Origin of the sequence: Fulvimarina manganoxydans, from assembly GCF_900176465.1 — a bacterium.
In the GTDB taxonomy this organism is placed as follows: domain Bacteria; phylum Pseudomonadota; class Alphaproteobacteria; order Rhizobiales; family Rhizobiaceae; genus Fulvimarina; species Fulvimarina manganoxydans.
Window position 1 is genome coordinate 1 of record NZ_FWXR01000024.1, and the last position, 21,294, is coordinate 21,294.

The 21,294-nt window shown below is 62.7% G+C and carries 22 protein-coding genes; 5 read left to right on the forward strand and 17 right to left on the reverse strand.

From position 1 onward, the window contains the following. Positions 1-291: 291 nt before the first annotated feature. From rnhA to coxB, 11 genes are all read right to left on the reverse strand, one after another. The gene (rnhA, locus tag B9A15_RS19125; RefSeq protein WP_084412139.1) at positions 292-759 is read right to left on the reverse strand and encodes a ribonuclease HI; all 468 of its coding nucleotides are present in this window, start codon (positions 757-759) and stop codon (positions 292-294) included. Then, entirely contained in the window at positions 756-1,736 is a 981-nt protein-coding gene (locus B9A15_RS19130; RefSeq protein ID WP_084412140.1) for a homoserine kinase, read from the reverse strand. Before B9A15_RS19130 ends, rnhA begins: the two co-directional genes overlap by 4 nt. A gap of 12 nt (positions 1,737-1,748) precedes the next feature. Next, entirely contained in the window at positions 1,749-2,783 is a 1,035-nt protein-coding gene (gene ispH / locus B9A15_RS19135) for a 4-hydroxy-3-methylbut-2-enyl diphosphate reductase (RefSeq protein WP_084412195.1), read from the reverse strand. A gap of 31 nt (positions 2,784-2,814) precedes the next feature. Then, on the reverse strand, positions 2,815-3,564 hold the full coding sequence (locus tag B9A15_RS19140) for an SURF1 family protein (RefSeq protein WP_084412196.1): 750 nt from the start codon (positions 3,562-3,564) through the stop codon (positions 2,815-2,817). 61 nt (positions 3,565-3,625) lie between these two features. Continuing rightward, on the reverse strand, positions 3,626-4,012 hold the full coding sequence (locus tag B9A15_RS19145; protein WP_084412141.1) for a DUF983 domain-containing protein: 387 nt from the start codon (positions 4,010-4,012) through the stop codon (positions 3,626-3,628). A 93-nt stretch (positions 4,013-4,105) separates the two neighbouring features. After that, positions 4,106-4,981, reverse strand: coding sequence for a cytochrome c oxidase subunit 3 (locus B9A15_RS19150; RefSeq protein ID WP_084412142.1), 876 nt, complete (start codon positions 4,979-4,981; stop codon positions 4,106-4,108). A 79-nt stretch (positions 4,982-5,060) separates the two neighbouring features. Further along, a complete protein-coding gene (locus B9A15_RS19155; protein ID WP_084412143.1) occupies positions 5,061-5,708 on the reverse strand; it encodes a cytochrome c oxidase assembly protein in 648 nt (215 codons plus the stop codon). Next, the gene (locus B9A15_RS19160) at positions 5,705-5,848 is read right to left on the reverse strand and encodes a protoheme IX farnesyltransferase (protein WP_084412144.1); all 144 of its coding nucleotides are present in this window, start codon (positions 5,846-5,848) and stop codon (positions 5,705-5,707) included. The genes B9A15_RS19155 and B9A15_RS19160 overlap by 4 nt, the downstream gene beginning before the upstream one ends. Further along, positions 5,848-6,783: a heme o synthase gene (locus tag B9A15_RS19165; RefSeq protein WP_139798500.1), complete on the reverse strand. Its 936-nt coding sequence runs from the start codon at positions 6,781-6,783 to the stop codon at positions 5,848-5,850. Before B9A15_RS19165 ends, B9A15_RS19160 begins: the two co-directional genes overlap by 1 nt. Before the next feature lie 228 nt (positions 6,784-7,011). Beyond that, positions 7,012-8,613 carry a cytochrome c oxidase subunit I gene (ctaD, locus tag B9A15_RS19170; RefSeq protein ID WP_084412146.1) on the reverse strand — a complete coding sequence of 534 codons (1,602 nt, stop codon included), beginning with the start codon at positions 8,611-8,613 and terminating at the stop codon, positions 7,012-7,014. Positions 8,614-8,643: 30 nt separating this feature from the next. Then, positions 8,644-9,555, reverse strand: coding sequence for a cytochrome c oxidase subunit II (gene coxB, locus B9A15_RS19175; RefSeq protein ID WP_084412147.1), 912 nt, complete (start codon positions 9,553-9,555; stop codon positions 8,644-8,646). Positions 9,556-10,105: 550 nt separating this feature from the next. On the opposite strand from coxB, the gene B9A15_RS19180 reads away from it, so the two are divergent. Further along, on the forward strand, positions 10,106-10,645 hold the full coding sequence (locus B9A15_RS19180; RefSeq protein WP_170923366.1) for an invasion associated locus B family protein: 540 nt from the start codon (positions 10,106-10,108) through the stop codon (positions 10,643-10,645). Positions 10,646-10,758: 113 nt separating this feature from the next. Next, positions 10,759-12,174: a metalloprotease TldD gene (gene tldD, locus B9A15_RS19185; RefSeq protein WP_084412197.1), complete on the forward strand. Its 1,416-nt coding sequence runs from the start codon at positions 10,759-10,761 to the stop codon at positions 12,172-12,174. A 273-nt stretch (positions 12,175-12,447) separates the two neighbouring features. Here the strand turns inward: tldD and B9A15_RS19190 are convergent, their stop codons facing one another. Next, complete coding sequence (locus B9A15_RS19190; RefSeq protein ID WP_084412149.1) at positions 12,448-13,914, reverse strand: DUF4214 domain-containing protein; 1,467 nt, start codon at positions 13,912-13,914, stop codon at positions 12,448-12,450. Positions 13,915-14,167: 253 nt separating this feature from the next. Here B9A15_RS19190 and B9A15_RS19195 point away from each other — a divergent pair, with 253 nt between their 5' ends. Next, positions 14,168-14,893 (forward strand): NAD-dependent deacylase, encoded by a 726-nt coding sequence (locus B9A15_RS19195; protein WP_084412150.1) that lies wholly within the window; start codon positions 14,168-14,170, stop codon positions 14,891-14,893. 49 nt (positions 14,894-14,942) lie between these two features. On the opposite strand, the gene pdxH is transcribed toward B9A15_RS19195, so the two are convergent. The 5 genes from pdxH to B9A15_RS19220 all read right to left on the reverse strand — a co-directional run bounded on the left by pdxH (position 14,943) and on the right by B9A15_RS19220 (position 19,297). Beyond that, the gene (gene pdxH / locus B9A15_RS19200; protein WP_139798501.1) at positions 14,943-15,572 is read right to left on the reverse strand and encodes a pyridoxamine 5'-phosphate oxidase; all 630 of its coding nucleotides are present in this window, start codon (positions 15,570-15,572) and stop codon (positions 14,943-14,945) included. 187 nt (positions 15,573-15,759) lie between these two features. Next, positions 15,760-16,695 carry a cytochrome c gene (locus B9A15_RS19205; protein WP_084412152.1) on the reverse strand — a complete coding sequence of 312 codons (936 nt, stop codon included), beginning with the start codon at positions 16,693-16,695 and terminating at the stop codon, positions 15,760-15,762. 158 nt (positions 16,696-16,853) lie between these two features. Further along, the gene (locus tag B9A15_RS19210) at positions 16,854-17,318 is read right to left on the reverse strand and encodes a c-type cytochrome (protein ID WP_244557036.1); all 465 of its coding nucleotides are present in this window, start codon (positions 17,316-17,318) and stop codon (positions 16,854-16,856) included. A 241-nt stretch (positions 17,319-17,559) separates the two neighbouring features. Next, positions 17,560-18,162 (reverse strand): superoxide dismutase, encoded by a 603-nt coding sequence (locus B9A15_RS19215; RefSeq protein WP_084412153.1) that lies wholly within the window; start codon positions 18,160-18,162, stop codon positions 17,560-17,562. A gap of 238 nt (positions 18,163-18,400) precedes the next feature. Next, entirely contained in the window at positions 18,401-19,297 is an 897-nt protein-coding gene (locus B9A15_RS19220) for a branched-chain amino acid aminotransferase (protein WP_084412154.1), read from the reverse strand. A 268-nt stretch (positions 19,298-19,565) separates the two neighbouring features. On the opposite strand from B9A15_RS19220, the gene B9A15_RS19225 reads away from it, so the two are divergent. Further along, positions 19,566-20,228, forward strand: a complete 663-nt coding sequence (locus B9A15_RS19225; protein ID WP_139798502.1) for a haloacid dehalogenase type II — start codon at positions 19,566-19,568, stop codon at positions 20,226-20,228. Positions 20,229-20,391: 163 nt separating this feature from the next. Beyond that, a complete protein-coding gene (locus tag B9A15_RS19230; protein WP_084412156.1) occupies positions 20,392-21,102 on the forward strand; it encodes a L,D-transpeptidase in 711 nt (236 codons plus the stop codon). Positions 21,103-21,294: the final 192 nt, after the last annotated feature.

The window sequence follows — 21,294 nt, forward strand, 5'->3', positions numbered from 1 at the left end:
GAAAGTCGCAATCATCGCCGTCGCCAGAAAGCTTCTCACCGTCCTCAACGCCATGCAGAGAGACAAAAAGGCCTTCGCATGAACACAGTTGCCATGCCTCGCACGCTTGTCACATCCACGAAGGATTTTGGTCTGCGTCTTGGTCTTCCGCCGCCCGAATGCCGCTCGATGGGAATGGCATGGGTCCCCACGCTCTTCGAGCGCGAGGATGACGAAGCGTCGGGGGATCGCTCTGATCTCCAAACCCTGCAGGCACGGCGCTCATCCACGAAACACACCGCAGAGCTCCAATCACTCCGCTGCCGGCCTCGCCCGCTTCATCTTGAACGGCGCCATGCCGGCGCGGGCGAGTTCGTCGGCCCGCTCGTTGTCCACATGGCCGGCATGGCCCTTCACCCAATGGAAGGTCACGTCGTGGCGTTCGCGCTCGGCGTCGAGCTTCTGCCAGAGTTCGGCATTCTTCACCGGCTTGCGATCGGCGGTCTTCCAGCCGTTCTTCTTCCAGCCGTGAATCCATTTCGTGATGCCGTTGCGCATATATTCGGAGTCCGAATGCAGATCGACGGCGCAGGGGCGCGTCAGCGCCGACAGCGCCTCGATCGCCGCCAGAAGCTCCATGCGGTTGTTCGTCGTCTCCGGCTCGCCGCCCTTCAGCTCCTTTTCCGCCCCGCCAAAGCGCAGGATCGCGCCCCAGCCGCCCGGTCCCGGATTGCCGGAACAGGCGCCATCGGTGAAGATCTCGACCCGCTTCTCGCTCATGCCGGGTCTCCTTCGATCGCAAAGCCGTATTCGGCCGGCCCGCTCACCTGGGCGTGGAAGCGCAGCTTGCGCAGATATTCCTTCGGGTCCTTCTTGGTGACGAAGCTGTCGTCCGGCACTGTCAGCCAATCATAGAGCCGGGTCAGAAGGAAGCGCATCGAAGCGCCCCGGCAAAGGACTGGGAAGGCCTCGATCTCGCGCGGCTCCAGCGGTCGCACGGATTGATAGCCGCGCAGGAGGCTCTGGGATTTGGTGATGTTGAAGCTGCCATCGGCCTCGAAGCACCAGGCGCAGACGCCGATCGCCAGATCATAGGCCAGAAGGTCGTTGCAGGCGAAATAGAAGTCGATGATGCCCGACAGGTCCCCGGCGAGGAAGAAGACGTTGTCGGTGAAGAGATCGGCATGGATCACGCCCGAGGGCAGATCGCGCGGCCAGTCGCGCTCCAGCGCAGACAATTCGCCCGCGATCTCATTGGACAAGCCCTCTTCGACCGTGTCGACCTTGGGCGGGCAGCTCTCGAAGAGCGGGCGCCAGTCGTCGATCGAGAGCGCATTCGCCCGGCGCATGGAAAAGCCGTCGCCGATCGCGTGGAGCCGCGCCATAGCCGCCCCCACCGCTCGGCAATGGCTCGCGGTCGGGCGGCGGGCGCCCATCCCCTCCAGAAAGGTGAAGACGGCGGCCGGGCGGCCGGCAAGTTCGCCCAGAGCCTCGCCGTCCTTGCGCTGGATCGGCAGCGGACAGGAGAGCCCGTGTTCCGCCAAGTGCTGCATCAGGCCGAGAAAGAAGGGCAGATCGTCCCGGTTCACCCGCTTTTCGTAGAGCGTGAGGATGAAGGTTCCGCCGCCGGTGCGCAGCAGGAAGTTGGAGTTCTCGACCCCTTCCGCGATACCCTTATAGCTTAAGAGCTGGCCGAGATCGTAGGCGGCGAGAAACTCGGCGAGTTCGGTTTCGGGAACGTCGGTATAGACAGCCATCCGACGCCCCTCTCAGGCCGCGCCATTGACGAAGGCCATGTCGGCCTTGGTCAGCGGCGTTTCGCGCAAGGAACGCATGACGGGGAAGAGCTCGTTCTCCTCGGCCGTCTGGACGAGTTCGAGCTTGGCCTCGAAGCGGCTCCTGAGCGCGTCGATGACGCCATTGACGAGGACTTCCGGGGCGGAGGCACCAGCGGAGATCGCCACACATCCGTCCGCAGGTATCGCATCGAAAGGAATTTCGCCCGCGCCTTCGACGAGCACCGCCTGACGCGCCCCGGCCTTCAGCGCGACTTCCACGAGGCGCTTGGAGTTGGAGGAATTCGGGGCGCCGACGATGAGAAAGAGGTCGGTGCCGGGGGATGCCGCCTTCACCGCCTCCTGGCGATTGGTTGTCGCATAGCAGATCGACTCGGAGGCCGGCGCCTGCAGCTCTGGGAATTTTGCTTCGAGCGCGCCGATGACGCCCGCCGTATCGTCCACTGAAAGCGTCGTCTGGGTCACGAAACCGAGCGCCGCCGGATCGTCGGGTGTGAACGCGGCCACGTCCTCTTCCGATTCGATCAGGGTCACGGCGCCTTCGGGCAGCTGGCCCATGGTTCCCACCACTTCCGGATGGCCCTTGTGGCCGACGAGAATCACATGGCGGCCATGGCGCATGTGGCGCAGGGCCTGTTTATGGACCTTCGAAACCAGCGGGCAGGTCGCGTCGAGATAGAGCATGTCCCGCGCCTCGGCTTTCGCCGGCACCGATTTCGGCACGCCATGGGCGGAAAAGACCACCGGCTGTCCGTCATCGGGAATTTCGTCGAGCTCTTTGACGAAGATCGCGCCCATGTCGCGCAGACCGTCGACCACATAGCGATTGTGGACGATCTCATGGCGCACATAGACCGGCGCACCGTGCTTCTTCAGCGCGAGCACGACGATCTGGATCGCCCGCTCGACACCGGCGCAAAAGCCGCGCGGCTCGCAGAGGCGAATGGTGAGGCCGGCCGAAGGCGAAGCGGACGGCGGGACGATGGTGTCGGAAGGCGCTAGGGTCATGGCCGGAATGAAGGCATCACGCCCGTCCCTGTCAAGCGGAACCGGGCCTGCCATCATGCCGCGATCGCCAGCGATTGACGACGAGCATGCCGGTCATGACGATCAGCACCACGCCGATGCCGTACCAGGTGATCGCATATTGCAGGTGGTTGTTCGGGATCGTCACGACGGTCTGACCGCCGACGGGCAGACCGCCGGGATTGGGGGTGTCGTCTGCGTCGACGAAGAAGGGGACGAGCCGAATGTCGGAGCCAAGTGCGATCCCCTCCGCCATGGCGGGAAGATCACGCCAGAAGAAGGTGTCCTTGGCCGGATCGTTGTCGGGCAGGAAATAGCCGGGCTTTTCTTCCGGCGCCTCGCGGGCAAGACCGGTGATGCTCACCGTGCCCTCGACGAGGCTTTGCGGGCGTTTGGCCGGATCGCGCAACTCGTAAGGAACGAAACCGCGATTGACGAAGACCATGCGATCCTCGGGCGTCACCAGCGGGGTGAAGACGTTCCAGCCGGCCTGACCTTCATAGGTCGAGAGAAAATAGCGCTCGCCGTCATTGAGGAAGCGTCCCGTGAGCGTGACGGGCTGATAGTCGATGTCGCCGGTCTCCGCGCGCAGGGCAATCGCCTCATCGAGCGAGATCGGGGCACCGTGAATGCGCGTCTCGATCCGCTCGATCAGGGCCTCCTTCCATTGCAGCCGCTCGACCTGCCAGGTGCCAAGGCCCATCAGGATGGTGATACCGACGATGCAGAGTGCTAAAGCGAACAGGAAGCGACCGCGGCTCATGGGTCCGCTGGCGCCCGGCGCGCCAGACGGCTCCTCACCCACATCCTCCGCCGCCATCGGCTCACTCTCCGCTTTCAAGACGGCCCTCATGCGCCTTGTTGCGATATTGGAGCGCAATCATCAGGCCCTTGAGCGTTCGCAAGAGCGGCAGGCAGAGGATCACGGTCAGCGGAATCCAGAGGATGAGATGAACCCAGAGCGGCGGGCCGACGCTCACCTCGAGCCAAAGCGCAAGGCCGCAAATGACGAAGCCGATGATCAGGATGACGAAGACCGCAGGCCCGTCTCCCGAATCGGCGAAGGCATAGTCGAGGCCGCAGGCGTTGCATGTCTTGGCCGGCGTCAAAAAGCCGGAAAAGAGCTTGCCCTCGCCGCAGCGGGGGCAACGACCGGCGAGCCCCGCCTTGACCGGGTCGGCGGGCGGATAGTCCATGTTCGGCTCGTTCATGGTCGCAGGCTCCTTGAATACGGTCTTGAAACGAGACGAGGGCGAAACCCGCAAGGTTCCGCCCTCCCCGTTTGAATCCCGGATGGTGCCGCCTCAGGCGGCGTAGACCGGTGCGCCCCAGCCACCCCAGACATAGATGGCAAAGAAGAGGAACAGCCAGACGACGTCGACGAAATGCCAGTACCAGGCAGCGGCCTCGAAACCGAAATGCTTCTGCGGGGTGAACTGGCCCACCGATGCGCGGATCAGGCAGACGATCAGGAAGATCGTTCCGATGAGAACATGGAAGCCGTGGAAACCCGTCGCCATGAAGAAGGTCGAGCCGTAGATCGAACCCGCGAAGGCGAAAGGCGCATGGGCATATTCGAAATACTGCACATAGCTGAAGATCACGCCAAGCGCGACGGTGAGCGCCAGACCGGTGATCAGGCCGCGGCGATCATTGTGCAGCAGAGCATGATGAGCCCAGGTCACGGTCGTGCCCGACAGAAGCAGGGTGATCGTATTGAAGAGCGGCAGATGCAGCGGGTCGAGAACCTCGATGCCGACCGGTGGCCATTGTCCGCCGAGCACTTCGGTTCGTGCTTCTTGGATCGCTTCGTTCGGGAAGAGGCTGGCGTCGAAGAAGGCCCAGAACCAGGCCACGAAGAACATCACCTCGGAGGCAATGAACATGATGATGCCGTAGCGCAGATGGAGCGACACGACGCGCGTGTGCTTGCCCTCCAGGCTCTCTTTCACGGCATCGGACCACCACGCATACATGGTGTAAAGGACGACGGCGAGGCCGAGCACGAAGATCCAGGGGGTCGCAAGATCGAGCCCGAGGAAGTTGAAGGCCTGACCGGTGTTCCAACGGAACAGGCCGACAGCGCCGAACAGCATGATGAAGGCACCGACCGAGCCGATGAACGGCCAAGGGCTCGGATCGACCAGATGATAATCGTGTTTGGCGTGTGCGTCAGCCATCGCGCGTTTCCCCACTATCCTCTACCGCGCCCCGTCATGGGCCAGGCGCGGCATTTCCCCTTATACGAGGCCGAGCGCCTCAGCCACTAGTCTTCTGTTCGAGCTTCGACCCAGCGCCGGCCTCATCCGTGTTCGGCGCCTTGGCCAGCGTCTCGTCCGTCTCGTCTTCCATGGGGAAGAACGTGTAGGACAGGGTGATCGCCTGGTCGAGCTTCAATTCTTCAGCTTCCCGGATGTCGGGATCGACGAAGAAGGTGATTCCCATATCAACGGTTTCGCCGGGCTGAAGAAGCTGCTCGTTGAAGCAGAAGCAGGCTATCTTGTTGAAGTAGAGCCCTGCGGCATCCGGCGTCACATTGAACAAAGCTTGCGCCTTGGTCGGGCGGTCTGACAGATTCGTCACGTGATAGGATGTCTGACCGACCTCGCCCAGCTTGACCGTCACTTCGCGGTCATTCGGCGTGAAGCGCCAGGGCAGCCCCTTGGCGACATTGCCGTCGAAGCGGATCTTGACCGGGATATCGACAACCTCGACAGGAGCGGCCTCGGCGCGCTGGGTCGTGCCGCCATAGCCCGTCACCTGACAGAAAAGCTGATAGAGCGGCACGGACGCATAAGCGGCGCCCACCATCCCAAGCGCGAAGGCCGCGCAACCGGCAGCCACGAAGCGCCCCTTGCGCCGGGCCTCGGCGATCCGTTCGTCCGCGGACTGTCTGGTCTCGTTCATGATCCGATCTTCACCAGGGACACGACATAGAACAGAATGACGAGGGCGATCAGCGTGACGGCGATAGCGATCGACCGCTTGCGGCGCGCCCGCTCCTCCTCCGGCGTCAGCCGAATGCGTTCGTCCTTTTCTTCGGCCATCAAGCAGCTCCGCCTGCGAGAAGCCGGATCACGACCGTCTCGCCGAGCAATGTGATAAAAAGACCGAAGAGATAAAGGATCGAAAAGCCGAAGAGGCGCTTGGCCGGGATCATCTTTTCGTCGCCATCAGCCATCTTCAGGACGGCGTAGGCATGGCGCAGGAAATTCGCGCCCATGAGGGCCGCCACGACACCATAGACCGGACCTGCAAAGCCGAGGAAGAAAGGGGCTACGCCGACGGGGACGAGGATCAAGGAATAGGCGAAGATCTGGCGACGCGTCGAGGCCTCGCCCGCCACATTCGGGAGCATCGGCACGCCGACCGAGCCGTATTCCTTCATCTTGAACAACGCCAGCGCCCAGAAATGGGGCGGCGTCCAGAGGAAGATGATCATGAAGAGTACGAAGCCGGCAAGCGACATGTCGCCGGTGACGGCGGCCCAGCCGATCATCGGCGGGAAGGCGCCGGCCGCGCCACCGATGACGATGTTCTGCGGCGTCGAGCGCTTCAAACCCATCGTGTAGATGACGGCATAAAAGAAGATGGTGAAGGCAAGGAAGGCGGCCGCGAACCAGTTGGCCGCCAAGCCGAGCACCATCACCGAGAAGATCGAAAGGCCGAGACCAAAGGCGAGCGCCGCGTCCGGCTCGACGCGGCCTGAGGGCACCGGCCGCAGCTTGGTGCGCGACATGCGGGCGTCGATATCGGCGTCATACCACATATTCAGCGCGCCGGACGCCCCGGCACCGACCGCGATCGCCAGGATCGACACGATGGCGAGTACAGGGTTCATCGTGCCGGGCGCCGCGACCATACCTGTAACCGCCGTCAGAACGACCAACGACATCACGCGCGGCTTGAGAAGCGCGAGGAAATCCTTCGGCTCGGACAGGCTCACCCGCGGCTTTGCGGAGACAGAGCCCGGTTCGATCATTGACGTTTCGATCAGCGACACGTGGCGACCTTCATTCAATCCATGATGTGGCGGGCCGTGATGCGGCGGGGCGCGCCTGCAAGGCGAAGATCATCCTCGCCTGTATGCAAAACCCGGCAAAACACCGAGCCGCCACCCGTTTCCATCGGGCCTGTCATGAGGGTGGAGGCCGCCTCGCATTCGGGCGGCCTCCACCGATTGTCTCAAAAATCCCGCTTCAGGATCCGATCAGCTGACCTTGGGCAGCTCTTCCCACTGGTGGAAGGGCGGCGGCGAGGACAGCTTCCACTCCAGCGTGGTCGCGCCGTCGCCCCAAGGATTGGCACCGGCGACGCGCTTCTTGGCGAAGGCCTCCCAGACGCCATAGAGGAAGACGAGAACGGCGACGCCCGAGATGTAGGACCCCATCGAGGACACGAAGTTCCAGCCCGCGAACGCATCCGGATAATCGGCGTAGCGACGCGGCATGCCGGCGGCGCCTAGGAAATGCTGCGGGAAGAAGACGATGTTGACGCCGACGAAGGTGAGCCAGAAATGCACCTTGCCGATCGTCTCGTTATACATGTAGCCGCTCATCTTCGGGAACCAATAGTACCAGCCCGCGAAGATCGCGAAGACGGCGCCGAGCGACAGGACGTAGTGGAAGTGGGCGACCACGTAATAGGTGTCGTGCAGCACGCGGTCCATGCCGGCATTGGCGAGCTTTACGCCCGTCACGCCACCGACGGTGAACAGGAAGATGAAGCCGATCGCCCAGAGCATCGGCGTCTTGAAGCTGATCGAGCCGTGCCACATCGTGGCGATCCAGGAGAAGATCTTGATGCCGGTCGGCACCGCGATCACCATGGTCGCGAAGACGAAATAGCGCTGGGCGTTCAGCGAGATGCCGGTGGTGTACATGTGGTGGGCCCACACGACGAAGCCGACGACGCCGATGGCGACCATGGCATAGGCCATTCCGAGATAGCCGAAGACCGGCTTCTTGGAGAAGGTCGAGATGATGTGGCTGACGATGCCGAAAGCAGGCAGGATCAGGATGTAGACTTCCGGGTGACCGAAGAACCAGAACAGATGCTGGTAGAGGATCGGGTCACCACCGCCTTCGGGCGCGAAGAAGGTCGTGCCGAAATTGCGGTCGGTCAGAAGCATGGTGATCGCGCCGGCGAGAACCGGCAGCGACAGAAGCAGAAGGAACGCTGTGACGAGCTGCGACCAGGCAAAGAGCGGCATCTTGTGCAGCGTCATGCCGGGAGCGCGCATGTTGAGGATCGTGGTGATCAGGTTGATCGCGCCGAGCAGCGAGGAGGCACCCGACAGATGCAGCGCGAAGATCGCCAGATCGACCGCCGGCCCGGGATGACCCGAGGTCGACAGCGGCGGATACATGGTCCAGCCCGTACCCGCGCCGTTCGAGCCCGGCGCGCCCTCGACGAAGAGCGAGGCGATCAGGAGCAGGAAGGATGGCACCAGCATCCAGAAGGCGATGTTGTTGACGCGAGGGAAAGCGGTGTCCGGCGCACCGATCATCACCGGCACGAAATAGTTGCCGAAGCCGCCAATCAGCGCCGGCATGACCACGAAGAAGATCATGATCAGGCCGTGGCCGGTGGTGAAGACGTTGAAGACCTGCGGATCGGAGAAGATCTGCATCCCCGGCTCCTGCAGCTCGGCACGAATGCCGATCGACAGGGCTCCACCGATCACGCCCGCGACGATCGCGAAGATCAGGTAGAGGATACCGATGTCTTTGTTATTGGTCGAATAGACCCAGCGAACCCAGCCATGGGGCCGGTGATCGTCATGGGCGTCGTGGGTGGCGCCGTAAGCCATTGAGTAAAACTCCCTCTAAACCCGACGAACTCAGCGGGACGCGACTGCGCGGCCGGACTGGGCGGCCTTGATCGAAGCGACGAGTTCTTGATTGGCGGCATCGAGATCCTCGAGCGCTGCCTTGTACCAAGCGTCATACTGCTCCTGCGACACGGCGCGGATAGCGATCGGCATGTTCCAATGCGCAGCGCCGCAAAGTTCGGAGCACTGGCCGTAGAAGATGCCCTCGCGGGTCGCCTCGAACCAATATTCGTTTGCGCGCCCCGGAACGGCATCGACCTTCACGCCGAGCGAAGGCACGGCGAAGGAATGGATCACGTCGGCCGAGGTCGAGATCACACGCACGATGGTGTTGACCGGCACGACCATCTCGTTGTCGACGGCCAGAAGCCGCGGATAGGTCTCGAGATCGCCCTTGGAGGCTTCGATGTCTGCGGCCTCGACCGGATAGGATTCGTAGGAGAGAACAGACGCTCCGCCGTCCGCATCGGCCTCCGGCGGCTGATACTCGTAGCCCCAATACCACTGATAGCCGACAGCCTTGACCGTCAGATCCGGATCGCGCGGCGGATTGTACTGTGCCGTGAGAAGCTGGAAGGACGGAATCGCCAGCATCAGAAGAACGAGAACCGGCGCGAGCGTCCAGATCACCTCGATCGTGGTGTTGTGGGCCGTGCGAGAGGCCGTCGGGTTCTTCTTGGCGCTATAGCGAAAGACGCACCAGCCGAGCAGGACCGCGACCAGAATGGTGATGGGAACGATGAAGGCCAGCGTGTAGTTCGAGAACCAGTGGATCTGCTCCTCGATCGGCGAGAAGGCCTCCTGCAGCCCCATCTGCCATGGATGCGGCTTTCCGACGACGAGATCGCCGTCCTGGGCCATCGCGGCCGTTGCGCCGGCCGCCAGCAAACCGGCCGTCAAGCTCCATCGTTTCACGTGCATCCTCCTGCCGACCCCTCGCCTCTCACAGACTGTCGCGCAATCTTCTTTGGCTCGCTGCCGAAGGCCTGCGAGTTGCACCCGAGGCCAGCCCCATTCGAGGCAGCAATACCGATGGCAGCGCTTGAACCACGAAACCGCAAAAGCCGCAACACCTCGGAGCCATTCCAGAATGCGACACAATTTCTTGCCGATAGCAGCGACGGCAGAGCGTTGCAGCGACAGCACGCGACGTTTGGCCGAGCCTCAACTTTGGTCGATAGGACCGTGCCCGCATCCATCCAATCGCCTGTTATGTTGTTGTTCGTAAGATCCTTGTGGAGATGATCAGGCGACGGCGCCGCTCGCCGGATGGGACGCCTCTGTATGATTCGGGCCCATCCGCCGCGACGGGCAGCCGGTCGCATGCCCGTATCGACGCGGCCATGGCGGCGACCCGCGTCCTCCGCCGGCCCTAATCGTGCCGTGCGGCTATGCAACGGCATTCTCACTTGCGTGCTATAGCGCTCAAAATCCATTCCTTCGCTCCATGGCCAGGAGGTCGCCAGACCCAATGTTCAACGCTTTCTGCCCAGTCCGCTTTCGGGCCCTGCCGTTTCTCCTCGCACTTCTCGGCGCACTTGCCGCAGGTCAGCCGCCAGCCGAGGCGCAGACGACATCGCCGATCGGAAAGCTGAAATCCCAGCATGGCGCCTGGGCGATCGTCTGCGACACGCCGGCGGGTGCGACCAACGAACAATGTCTCTTGCGGCAGATCGTCGTGCCGGAGGACCGACCGGAGATCGGGCTTGCGATCAGCGTTCTGAAGACCGCCGACGGCAAGGATACGATCCTGCGCGTTCGCGCCCCGCTCGGGATCATCCTGCCGAGCGGGCTGCAACTGAATGTCGACGGCAAGCTGATCGGCCGGGCCCAGTTCGTGCGCTGCTTCGCCGATGGGTGTCTCGCCGACGTCATCATGGATCAGGGCCTCATCGACACTTTGTCGAATGCCAAGAGCGCCACCTTCTCCTTCTTCCAAAGCCCCGAACAGGGGATCGGCATTCCGGTCGAGTTGGACGGGTTCAAGGATGGCTTCGCCGCCCTGCCCTAAGATGATCGTTTCGAACGCCAATTCGGCTCGAGCGCTTGGAAGCGGCCCCGGGCGACCATATCTCGCGGGCTGAACGAGACTTTTCAGGCCCGGAATTTCGGAGCGTTGCGCCCATGATCCCTTCCTTGACCGAACGATTCGACGTCTCCGAGGCCGAGCTGCGCGCCCTCCTGGACGATACGCTTTCCGGCGCCGACGACGGAGAACTTTTCCTCGAATATCGCGAGCAGGAATCGCTCGCCTTCGACAATGGCCGCCTGAAGGCCGGTAATTTCTCGGTCGATCAGGGTTTCGGCCTGCGCGCAGTGGCGGGCGAGGCAGTGGGCTTTGCCCATGCCGACGATTTCTCGCTCGCCGCCTTGAAGCGCGCGGCGGATGCGGTGGCGGCGGTCAAGACCGGCCATAAGGGCGTCTATGCCGAGCCTCCGGTCGGCACCAATGCAAAGCTCTATGGCGATGACAATCCGATCGGGGCGCCGAGCTTCGAGGAGAAGGTCGCGCTTCTCCAACGGATCGACGCCTATCTGCGCGGCCAAGGCGACGATGTGCGTCAGGTCTCCGCGACGATCGGCGCGCAATGGCAGGTGGTCGAAATCCTTCGCGCCGACGGTCGGCTCGTCAAGGATGTGCGTCCGCTGGTGCGCTTCAACGTCTCTGTCGTCTGCGGCGAGGGCGACCGCCAGGAGACCGGCTCCTTCGGCGCCGGTGGGCGCACCGCCTTTGGCGAGTTCATGGTCGAGGACACATGGCAGGGCATCGCCGACAAGGCGCTTGCCCAAGCCCGCGTCAATCTGAAAGCCGTCGCGGCGCCCGCCGGCACCTTCGACATCGTTCTCGGCTCGGGCTGGCCGGGCGTCATGCTCCATGAAGCGGTGGGACATGGTCTCGAAGGCGACTTCAACCGCAAGAAGACCTCGGCCTTTGCGGGCCTGATGGGCCAACAGGTCGCGGCCAAGGGCGTCACCGTGGTCGATGACGGCACGATCGCCGAGCGGCGCGGCTCGCTGACCATCGACGATGAGGGCACGCCGACCAACCGCACCGTGCTGATCGAGGACGGCAAGCTCGTCGGCTATATGCAAGACCGTCAGAACGCTCGGCTGATGGGGGCAAAACCCACCGGAAACGGACGGCGCCAATCTTACGCCTATGCGCCGATGCCGCGCATGACCAATACGATGATGCTGGGCGGAGAGCATACGCCGGACGAGATCATCGCCTCGGTCAAGGACGGGATCTATGCCGTCTCCTTCGGTGGCGGCCAGGTGGACATCACCTCGGGCAAATTCGTCTTCGGCTGCACCGAGGCCTACCGCATCCGCAATGGCAAGGTCGAAGAGCCGCTGAAAGGCGCCATGCTGATCGGCAACGGCCCGGAGGCGATGAAGCGCGTCGCCATGGTCGGCAACGACGTCGCCCTCGACACCGGCATCGGCATGTGCGGCAAGGCCGGCCAGGGCGTCCCGGTCGGCGTCGGCCAGCCGCATCTGCGAATGAACCAGGTCACCGTCGGCGGGACGGAGGCCTGATACGAAATCCGTTTGATCGCTTCGCGAACCGGATTTTCAAAGCCGCTCAAACACCGCGCAGGCTTTGATACGGTGTCCGAATGAATCAGACCAGCGGACATATGAAAGCATCGCTTTCGACTGTCCGCTGGCACCCCGAGCGGCGTGTGAGCCCCTCGCCGGACGTGGATTGACCCGAGGGGTCAATTCATTCGTCCGGTGGGATCAGTCGAACACCGTATGAAGGGGTTTCATCCCGACAAGCAGGCGCATCGGACGTCTGCCGCGCTTCCATCACACGATGAAAATCCCGTCTTGGGTTGCGGCCGCGGTCAGAGTGAGGTTTTCGTCCGAACGCGTGAAGCCGAGAAGCACGTCGGCTCTGTCCGCTTGCCCGCTATCGAGGGCATTGGCCCAGAATGCGGAGCCGGCGGCATCGCCGTCGCGGCCGAGAACGTTCTTGTAGAGCGCAGCTGCATAGGCCGAATTGCTCGTATTGCCGTAGAGCGCGATGAATTCGCTCGCATCGTTGAACGAGCCGGCCATGCCCTTGAAAGAAAGGCCGTTATCCACGGAATTGATCCAGAATTTCAGGCCCGCATTGTCCGGCGTGCGCCCGAAGGCCGCCTGATAGATGCGGAATGCCGTTCCGGCATTCTCGTCCTTGCCCACATCGAGCGCCAGGGTCCCATCGTCGAAGGCGATTCGCTCGATCGAGGTCAGGCTGTCGATACCGCCCACCGCTGTCGTCACCATTCCCGATTCGTCGGAGCCCTGAAGGGTCGCATCGGCGCGGTTGGTCCCGATTTTCAACGTATCGATGCCCTCGAGACCGGAGAAACTCTCGTTGGCGGCCTGGGAGACGAAAAGATCGCTGCCGGTGGTGCCGACCTTGGCGCCCCCGGTTCCGCCGGTTCCGTCCATGGCGTCGACCTTCACATTGGACTGAGCAACTATCGCCGTCTTTGTGATCGGCGCAGCGAGTCCGCCCCCTGAAAAGGTCACGCTGTAGCTGCCGGCGGGCACCACCATCTGATAGCCGCCGCTGTCCCAACTCATCGTGGTGAAGGTGCCGCCGGCCCCCGTTGCCGTTACAGTGACGCCACCAAGCCCCTCCCCGGCATCGTAGAAGGTGTCGGCGTCCTTGTCCCTGAAAGTGACGCCAAGGAGTTGCGCTTGATAGTCGAAGCGATTGCCGAAATTCTGTGTGACGACGTTGGGCCCGACCTTCGTGGCCGAATTATCCTCCGCAATCGCTCCGATACCGATCTCGCTGTAGCGGTCGCTGAGAATGGAAATCCGATGCCCCGCCGGGTCCTGCATTCCTCCGGGTCCACTGCCCCAATCGATGATGAAGCCGGCATGGCCATGCTCGACGGACTTCGAATAGGCGTAGATGTTCTCTCCGACGGAAGACAGTTGAGTGTAGCCGGCGGCCTGGATACGTTCCAGCAACCCCGCCTCGCCCGGCAGATTGTGCGACTGGGTGTCGGTCTGGATCATAAGATTGGAATGGGCCGTCGCCGCCTTGTCCAAAGCCTCGGACCAGGCGAGCGGCGCAACGGGCGCGAAGGCTGCCATCTGCGTCTTGAACAGCGCCAGATCGACGTTGAAGAAACGGACCGCATTGGTGACATCGTCGGAGAATGCCTCACCTGTCGCGGCATTCTTGATGATGGCGTCGAATTCGCCGGACGGGTTCGCACGCGCCCGGTTGATCAGTTCCAGCATTTCCTGTTCGAAGGCACTGGGTGTCGGCATGGAAGGGCGCAGCTCCGTTCATCGCTCTCGTAACTCTTCGTAAGATAGCCTGTGGTCTGAGACGGAGGAAGCGTTTTATTGGCAATGCAGCAGGGTGCGACAGAGAAAACCATCCGACGATGTCGCTTGAGGAAGATATACGCCCTGTCGTTGCAGGACACCAGCGGCGAAAATCGATCGTTCAACTATCGGAAAGCGCCAAGGCCCCGCCCAGAAATCCGATCGTCTGCAACCCATCATGAAAGCAGAAAGAATGTCTTCGAGGACGTCCGCGCCTGCCTCCATCTTCATCCTCACCGGCGCCGGCATCTCCGCCGAATCGGGCGTCGAGACGTTTCGCGACAAGGGTGGCATCTGGTCGAAGGTTCGGCTGGAAGACGTGGCGACGCCGGAAGCCTTCATGCGCGATCCGGAGAAGGTTCAGGCCTTCTATAACGCACGCAGGGCAAGCCTGAAGGAGGTCGCGCCCAACCCGGCCCATCGTGCGCTCGCAAAACTCGAAGCTGATTATGCGGGCACGGTGACCCTCGTCACCCAGAATATTGACGATCTCCACGAGCGCGCCGGCTGCCGCGACGTGATCCATATGCATGGAGAATTGTTGATCGCCTTCTGCGCCGCTTGCGGGGCGAGGGAGCCAGCCCGCGAAGCCCTTTCGCCCCAGGATGTCTGCCCCCGTTGCGGCAAGGTCGGCACGATGCGCCCCGACGTCGTCTGGTTCGGCGAGATGCCCTATCATCTCGATCGCATCCTCGCGGCCTTGGGCGAGGCCGATCTCTTCGTATCGATCGGCACCAGCGGCGCGGTCTATCCGGCCGCCGGCTTCGTGGCCGAAGCCAAGCGCGCCGGGATCGAGACGTTGGAGCTCAATCTGGAGCCGACCGAGGGCAGTTTTCAGTTCGACGAAGCCCGGCACGGCCTTGCAAGCGTTCTGGTGCCCGCCTTCGTCGAGGAGGTTCTCGCCGGCTGCTGGGGCTGAAGCGGGCCCGCGAGCCCGCTCCTCTCTGTTCGCAAGGCTTCGGCCAGACTTATGGATTGAGGCGCTTCAGCATCCAGGGGTCTTCCGGCTCAGCGCGTTCGAACAAGGCCCGATCGTGAAGGCGATAGGCCCCGTCCTGCCAAAACTCGATGGCGAAGGGGATCACCCGAAAGCCCGACCAATGGCCTGGACGCGGAATGTCGTCCTCGCCATAGACGGTTTCCAACTCCGCCACGCGGTCGGCCAGTGCCTGGCGACTTTCCAGCGGACGCGACTGCTGAGAGGCCCAGGCGCCGATGCGGCTGCCCCGGGGACGGGAAGCGAAATAGGCGTCTGCCTCAGCGTCGGACACGGTTTCGATCGGCCCGCGAACCCGCACCTGCCGTCGCAAGGACTTCCAATGGAAGCAAAGCGCGGCCCGGCGCGTTGCCAGAAGCTGATGGCCCTTGGCGCTTTCGAAATTGGTGAAGAAGGTGAAGCCGCGCGAATCGAGCGCTTTCAGGAGGACGATGCGCACATCCGGCTGCCCGAGCTCGTCCACCGTTGCGAGCGACATGGCGTTGGCATCGTTCGGCTCGGCGTCCTCGGCGGCCTTGAACCACTCACCGAACAATGCGAACGGATCCTCGTCCGCGCTCACCGGCCGATCGCCAAGCCGGACATCGAATTCCGGCTCCATCACCCTATCCATTTCAGGTCCTTTCATGCCCTTTTCCGGGGTCGGCAGAGATAGCCGACGGCATATCATCCGGAAAAGCGAATTCTGGCGATGATTTCGATCGCCGGTGCTGATCGATATGGGCGCTGCGGCGCGGATTCGCCAACCTCAATGAGTAAAGGCGCGAGGCAGAAGCCTTGACGGGGTGTTATTCGCCCGGCCGCCCACCCGCCGCCGGCACCACTTTCAGATAGGCGGCGATGGCCTCGCGGTCGGCTGCCGGCAGGCGCGCGATGTTCTCCTGGACGTCGACCATCGAGCCGCCGACCGAGTCGAAGTCCGGCGTGAAGCCCGATTCGAGATAATAGGCGATGTCCGAGGCCGACCAGGACCCGATCCCGGCCTCCGACGGCGTGATATTGGGAATGCGCCCCTCGCCATCTGGATTGGGCGCACCCTGAAGCCAATGGGCGTCGTCGAGCCCGCCCGCGCCGTAGAGGAGACGCGGCGTGTGGCATTGGCCGCAATGGCCGGGCCCTTCGACGAGATAGCGCCCCCGCTTTTGCGCTTCGCTCGCATCCTCCGGTAGGGCAATGATCGGACCTGGCCCATCCATGAAGGCGAGCTTCCAAAGCCCAATGCCGCGTCGCACATTGAAGGGGAAAGCCAGATCGTTGGCCGGCGCAGTCGTTGCGACCTTCGGCAAGGTCCGCATGAACGCCCAGAGATCGTTGAGATCGCCATCGGTCATCTTGACGTAAGACGTATAGGGAAAAGCGGGATAAAGATGCTTGCCGTCCGGTGACACCCCGCGCTTCATCGCATTGGCGAAATCCACGAAGCTCCACTGACCGATTCCGGCATCGGGATCCGGCGAGATGTTCGGCGCATGGAACGTGCCGAAATCGGACCGGATCGGGTCGCCGCCGCCGAGCTTTAGCTTGTCGTCGCCTTCGGCCTTCGAGGGCGCATGGCAGGAGGCGCAGCCACCCGCCCAGAATACGGTCTCGCCGCGCGCCGCATCGCCCATTGCAGGATCGGGAAGTGCCGCAGCATTGAGCCGATCGGGTATGGTCAGCCCATAGACGAGCCCGGCGCCGAGAAGAATGACGACGAAGAGCACGGTCAGAATGCGATCGAGCACGGGCTTTCCCCTCCAAGGCGCCAATCATCGGACAGGACAGCACCAATACCGGGCCGGATCGGCGCCGGGCAGCACGATCTCGAACGGCTTTTGCCCGCAGATGACCCACCGGGCTACGGGCAAAAGGCGGCCGGACATCCCGCCCGGCGCCGCTTCACTCAGTCCTTGTCGATGCGGAATTCTTCGTGGCAGCTTTTGCAGTTCTGAGCCACCATTCCGAATTGCTGCCGGAAGCTTGCGAGATCCTGCGGCGCGGCGTCGATCGCGGCTTGGGTATCGTTCTGATATTTGACGAGAGCGGCCTGAAACGCGTCCGGCTTCTCCCAGATCGCGGGCGCCGCTTCCGTCTTGCCGCCGGTCTTGGAATCCTCCGGGAAATGGTTGCCGAAATCCATGGCGATCTCGTGCATCGAGGTGAACACCTCATTGGCCTTCTCAGCCGAGAACTCGGTCTCGCCTTTGGCCATTGCGCCACCCGCCTTCGCGGCCTTGCCATTTTCCTTCATGAGCTCCTGGCGCTTCTCGATGGCATCGAGATTTTGCGCGATCGCCGGCAAGGCGACCAGCGTCGCGCAGCCAAGGGTCAGGGCGGATATCAGGGTCAGGGAACGCATGTCGCTCATCGGGCTGGAACTCCTCGCCGTTTCAAGACACCGCCGAGGCAAACGTTCGGACCGTCGCCGACCGCCCATGGCGCTGACAATTGGGGAGTTGGAACAATTCCAGTCACCGGCAACGGTTCGCCTTAGACCTTTCGCTCACACATTGGCGTGAGGGAGGGGCATGAGGAAGGCCATTTCGAAACGCAAAACGCCCCGGCCGCAGGGCGACCGAGGCGGATGAAATGCGTTTCAAATAAAACGCTTACTTCGTCGCGGCCTCGTAGCATTCGAGGACGTAATCCCAGTTGATGAGATTATCGACGAAGGCTTCAAGATATTTCGGCCGGGCATTGCGATAGTCGATATAATAGGAATGCTCCCACACATCGACGCCAAGGATCGGCACGCCGCCATGGACCAGCGGGTTCTCGCCATTCGGCGTCTTCATGATCTGAAGCTTGCCGTCCTTGACCGCGACCCAGGCCCAACCCGAACCGAACTGACCGGCACCGGCCGCCTCGAAATCGGCCTTGAACTTGTCATAGCCGCCGAGATCGGAATCGAAGGCCTTCTGCAGCTTTTCGGGCAGGCTCTTGCCGCCGCCATTCGGCTTCATCCACTGCCAGAAATGGATGTGGTTGTAATGCTGACCGGCATTGTTGAAGAGCGCCTGGTCGGCGCCATAGGACTTCTTGACGATCTCTTCGAGAGAGAGATCGGCCATGCCGGCCTTCTCGGCCAGCTCGTTGCCCTTGGTCACATAGGCATTGTGATGCTTGTCGTGGTGAAACTCGAGCGTTTCTTTCGACATGTAAGGGCCAAGCGCATCATAGGCATAGGGAAGCTCTGGAAGCGTGAACGCCATCTCTTGTCTCCTTCTCGTTCAAATCTCGTTCGGCCGCAAAGCCCTTCCGCCTTATCCCGTTGATCAGGAGCGCAGCGGGCAGCCCTTGCCGCCATCGCAACGAAAGTTAGGGGACCATCCTCGATCTGCCACCGCCATCGAAAAGCGGCGGCTAAGAAATTGAAGCGCGAATCACGCGCCCTTGATGACGGCCTAAATCGTTGCAGACGAGATCATCTCGCGGTCTGGAGCGGCCGCGTCAATCGCTGTGTCCCGCACCTTTCGCAAATTGCCAGTAAAGCTCGCGGGCCTTGCGATAGAACGGTCCTGGCTGGAAGGATGTCCCCTCATAGCGTGTCACGGGTACGACCTTCGAGTGATTGCCGGTGGAGAAGATTTCGTCGGCGGTCTCGAAGTCGGATGGTTTCAGCGTTTTCTCGATCACCTCGACGCCGGACGAGCGAAGGAGATCGATGATCCGTGCCCGCGTAATGCCGGCGAGAAAGCAGCCATTGGGCACGGGGGTCAGGACGACGCCATCCTTGGCGATGAAGACGTTGGAGGTCGCCGTCTCGGCCACATTGCCGTTCATGTCGAGGAGAAGCGCATTGTCGAAGCCGCGTTTCTGGGCCTCCAAAATGGCTCGGCCGGAATTCGGATAGAGGCATCCGGCCTTGGCGTCGGTCGGCGCGACCTCGATGGAGGGCCGGCGGAAAGGCGAGAGACCGAGAGTGAAGCCGGTCGGCTCCATCATCGGCGACTCGTGGAGATAGAGGCAGAAGCGCGTCGTGGCCGGATCGGCCGGGACGCCCATGAAACCGCCGCCTTCGGCCCAATACATCGGACGGATATAGATCGCCGTCTCCCCGTCGAAGCCCTTGATGCCGTCAAGGGCCAGACGCTCGATCTCTGAAGCGGCGACGAAGGGATCGAGCCCCATGGCCGCGGCCGAGCGGTTCACACGAGCGCAATGAAGATCAAGGTCGGGCGACAGACCCTCGAACCAACGCGCGCCATCGAAGACCGAACTGCCAAGCCACATGGCATGACTGCCCGGACCGATGAGGGTCGGGCTGCCGTCGTGCCATTGCCCGTCGAAGAAGGTTCGCGCTCTTGGGGTCTTGGCGGGGTCCCCAGCGCTCGTCTGTTGGGCCATGTGCGAAACGTCCTTTCTCGTCGTCGAAGCGTCGATCCCTGCCACGCGGCAGGCGCGCCTCGTCCCAAGTCCATGCCCCTTACCCCAGTCGACAAAGCTGACGCCGGTCCGGCGAAGCTGTGGCAATGCCGCACCAGAGACCATCAAGTTTTGACGTAAACGTCAGGTCGCAATGGGAGGGACTGGACATCCAGAACCGCTCTTTATCTCCTCTTTCGACAAGACAAAACCGTCAAGAAACCGGCCCCCCGCGAAATCGGCCAGGAGCATCATGCCCGCTGTCTACGTCTTCGACGCCTATGGAACGCTGTTCGACACCAATGCCGCCGTTCAGCGCCATCAAGCGGCGATGGGACCGGATGGGCCGGCCTTTTCCGCCCTTTGGCGGCGCAAGCAGCTGGAATATTCCTGGATTCGCGGCCTCGCGGGGCGGCACGATCGCGATTTCTGGCAGCTGACCGAAGACGCGCTGGATTTCTCATTCCAGTTTTATCCGAAGATCGATCCCGCCCTTCGCGAGGCGCTGCTCGACGCCTATCGCGATCTCGACGCCTATACGGACGCCGTCCCGGCCCTGCGCGCGCTCAAAGAGGCCGGCGCCAAGCTCGTCATTCTGTCCAACGGCTCGGCCGCCATGCTGGAGCGGGCGGCGAGTTCTTCGGGGATCGCCGAATTCTTCGACGCGATCATCTCGGTCGACGAGGCAAAGACCTACAAGCCCTCGCCCGCAGTCTACGAGCTCGTCACCACCCTTTTCCGGGTCTATCCGGAAGCCGTCTCCTTCCAATCCTCCAACCGCTGGGACGTGGCGGGCGCCAAGAGCTTCGGCTTTCGCACAGTCTGGATCAACCGGTTCAACGAACCGGACGAATATTGGGATTTGTCGCCCGATCTTGTCCTGCCCGATCTGATCAGCCTGCGCGCGGACTGATCTGCCCGACCTCTTATGACAGGGTCTCATCCTTGCGATCATCGCTCACGGGCGCGTGACGCTGGGAACCTCGAAGGCCTCTGCCATCTTATGGCCTTACGTGTGACTGGCGCCGGGAGAAGCGCCAGCGCAGGAACAAGACGACAGACAGGCTGGAACGGACATGACCCAATCGCTTCTTTCGCGGCGCAAGCTCCTCATGGGGCTCGGCGTCGGCTCGGCCGCCGCGCTCGCCGGTTGCTCGTCGAGCGGGACGTCGCGCGCGCGCATCATCGGGCTCACCGCTTTCGACGGGCGCCCAAGCCGTGCCTCCGCCGATTCGCGCTATCGCGAGATGTATGGCGCCATGGTCGATGGCGGCCACCGCATTCCGGCCGTCGATCTCTCGCGGGTCGATCCGATCTATTACCGCCAGGAGGTGGACGATCCGACCGGCGAGGCGCCGGGCACCGTGGTCGTCGATACGGCCCGCAAATTCGCCTATGTGGTCCAGCCGGGCGGCCGAGCCATGCGTTATGGCGTCGGCGTCGGACGCGAGGGCTTTGGCTGGGCCGGGCGCGCGAAGATCCAATGGAAGCGCAAATGGCCGACCTGGACGCCGCCGGCCGAGATGATCGCCCGCAAGCCCGAACTCGCTCAATATGCCGACGGCATGGAGCCCGGCATCGCCAATCCGCTCGGCGCGCGCGCCCTCTACCTCTTCCAAGGCGGACGCGACACGCTCTATCGCCTGCATGGTTCGCCAGAATATTGGACGATCGGAACCGCCGGCTCGTCCGGCTGCATCCGCTTCATGAACCAGGACATCATCGACCTCTATGATCGTGTCCCCTCGGGTGCGCCCGTCGTCGTTCGACAGAGCGGCATCGTCTGAGACGGTGTCGGACTGATTCAGTCGGCTTCCGTATCAAAGCCCGCGCAGCGCTTGAGCGGCTTTAAAAAGCCGCATCGCGAAGCGATCAAGCGGATTTCGTCTGACGCGTTCCGATTGCCGGTAAAGTGAGAACAGGCGGGTCGATACGGCTCGCCTTTTTCGTTGCGCCCACCGCTCCCCCTCGGGACTGCG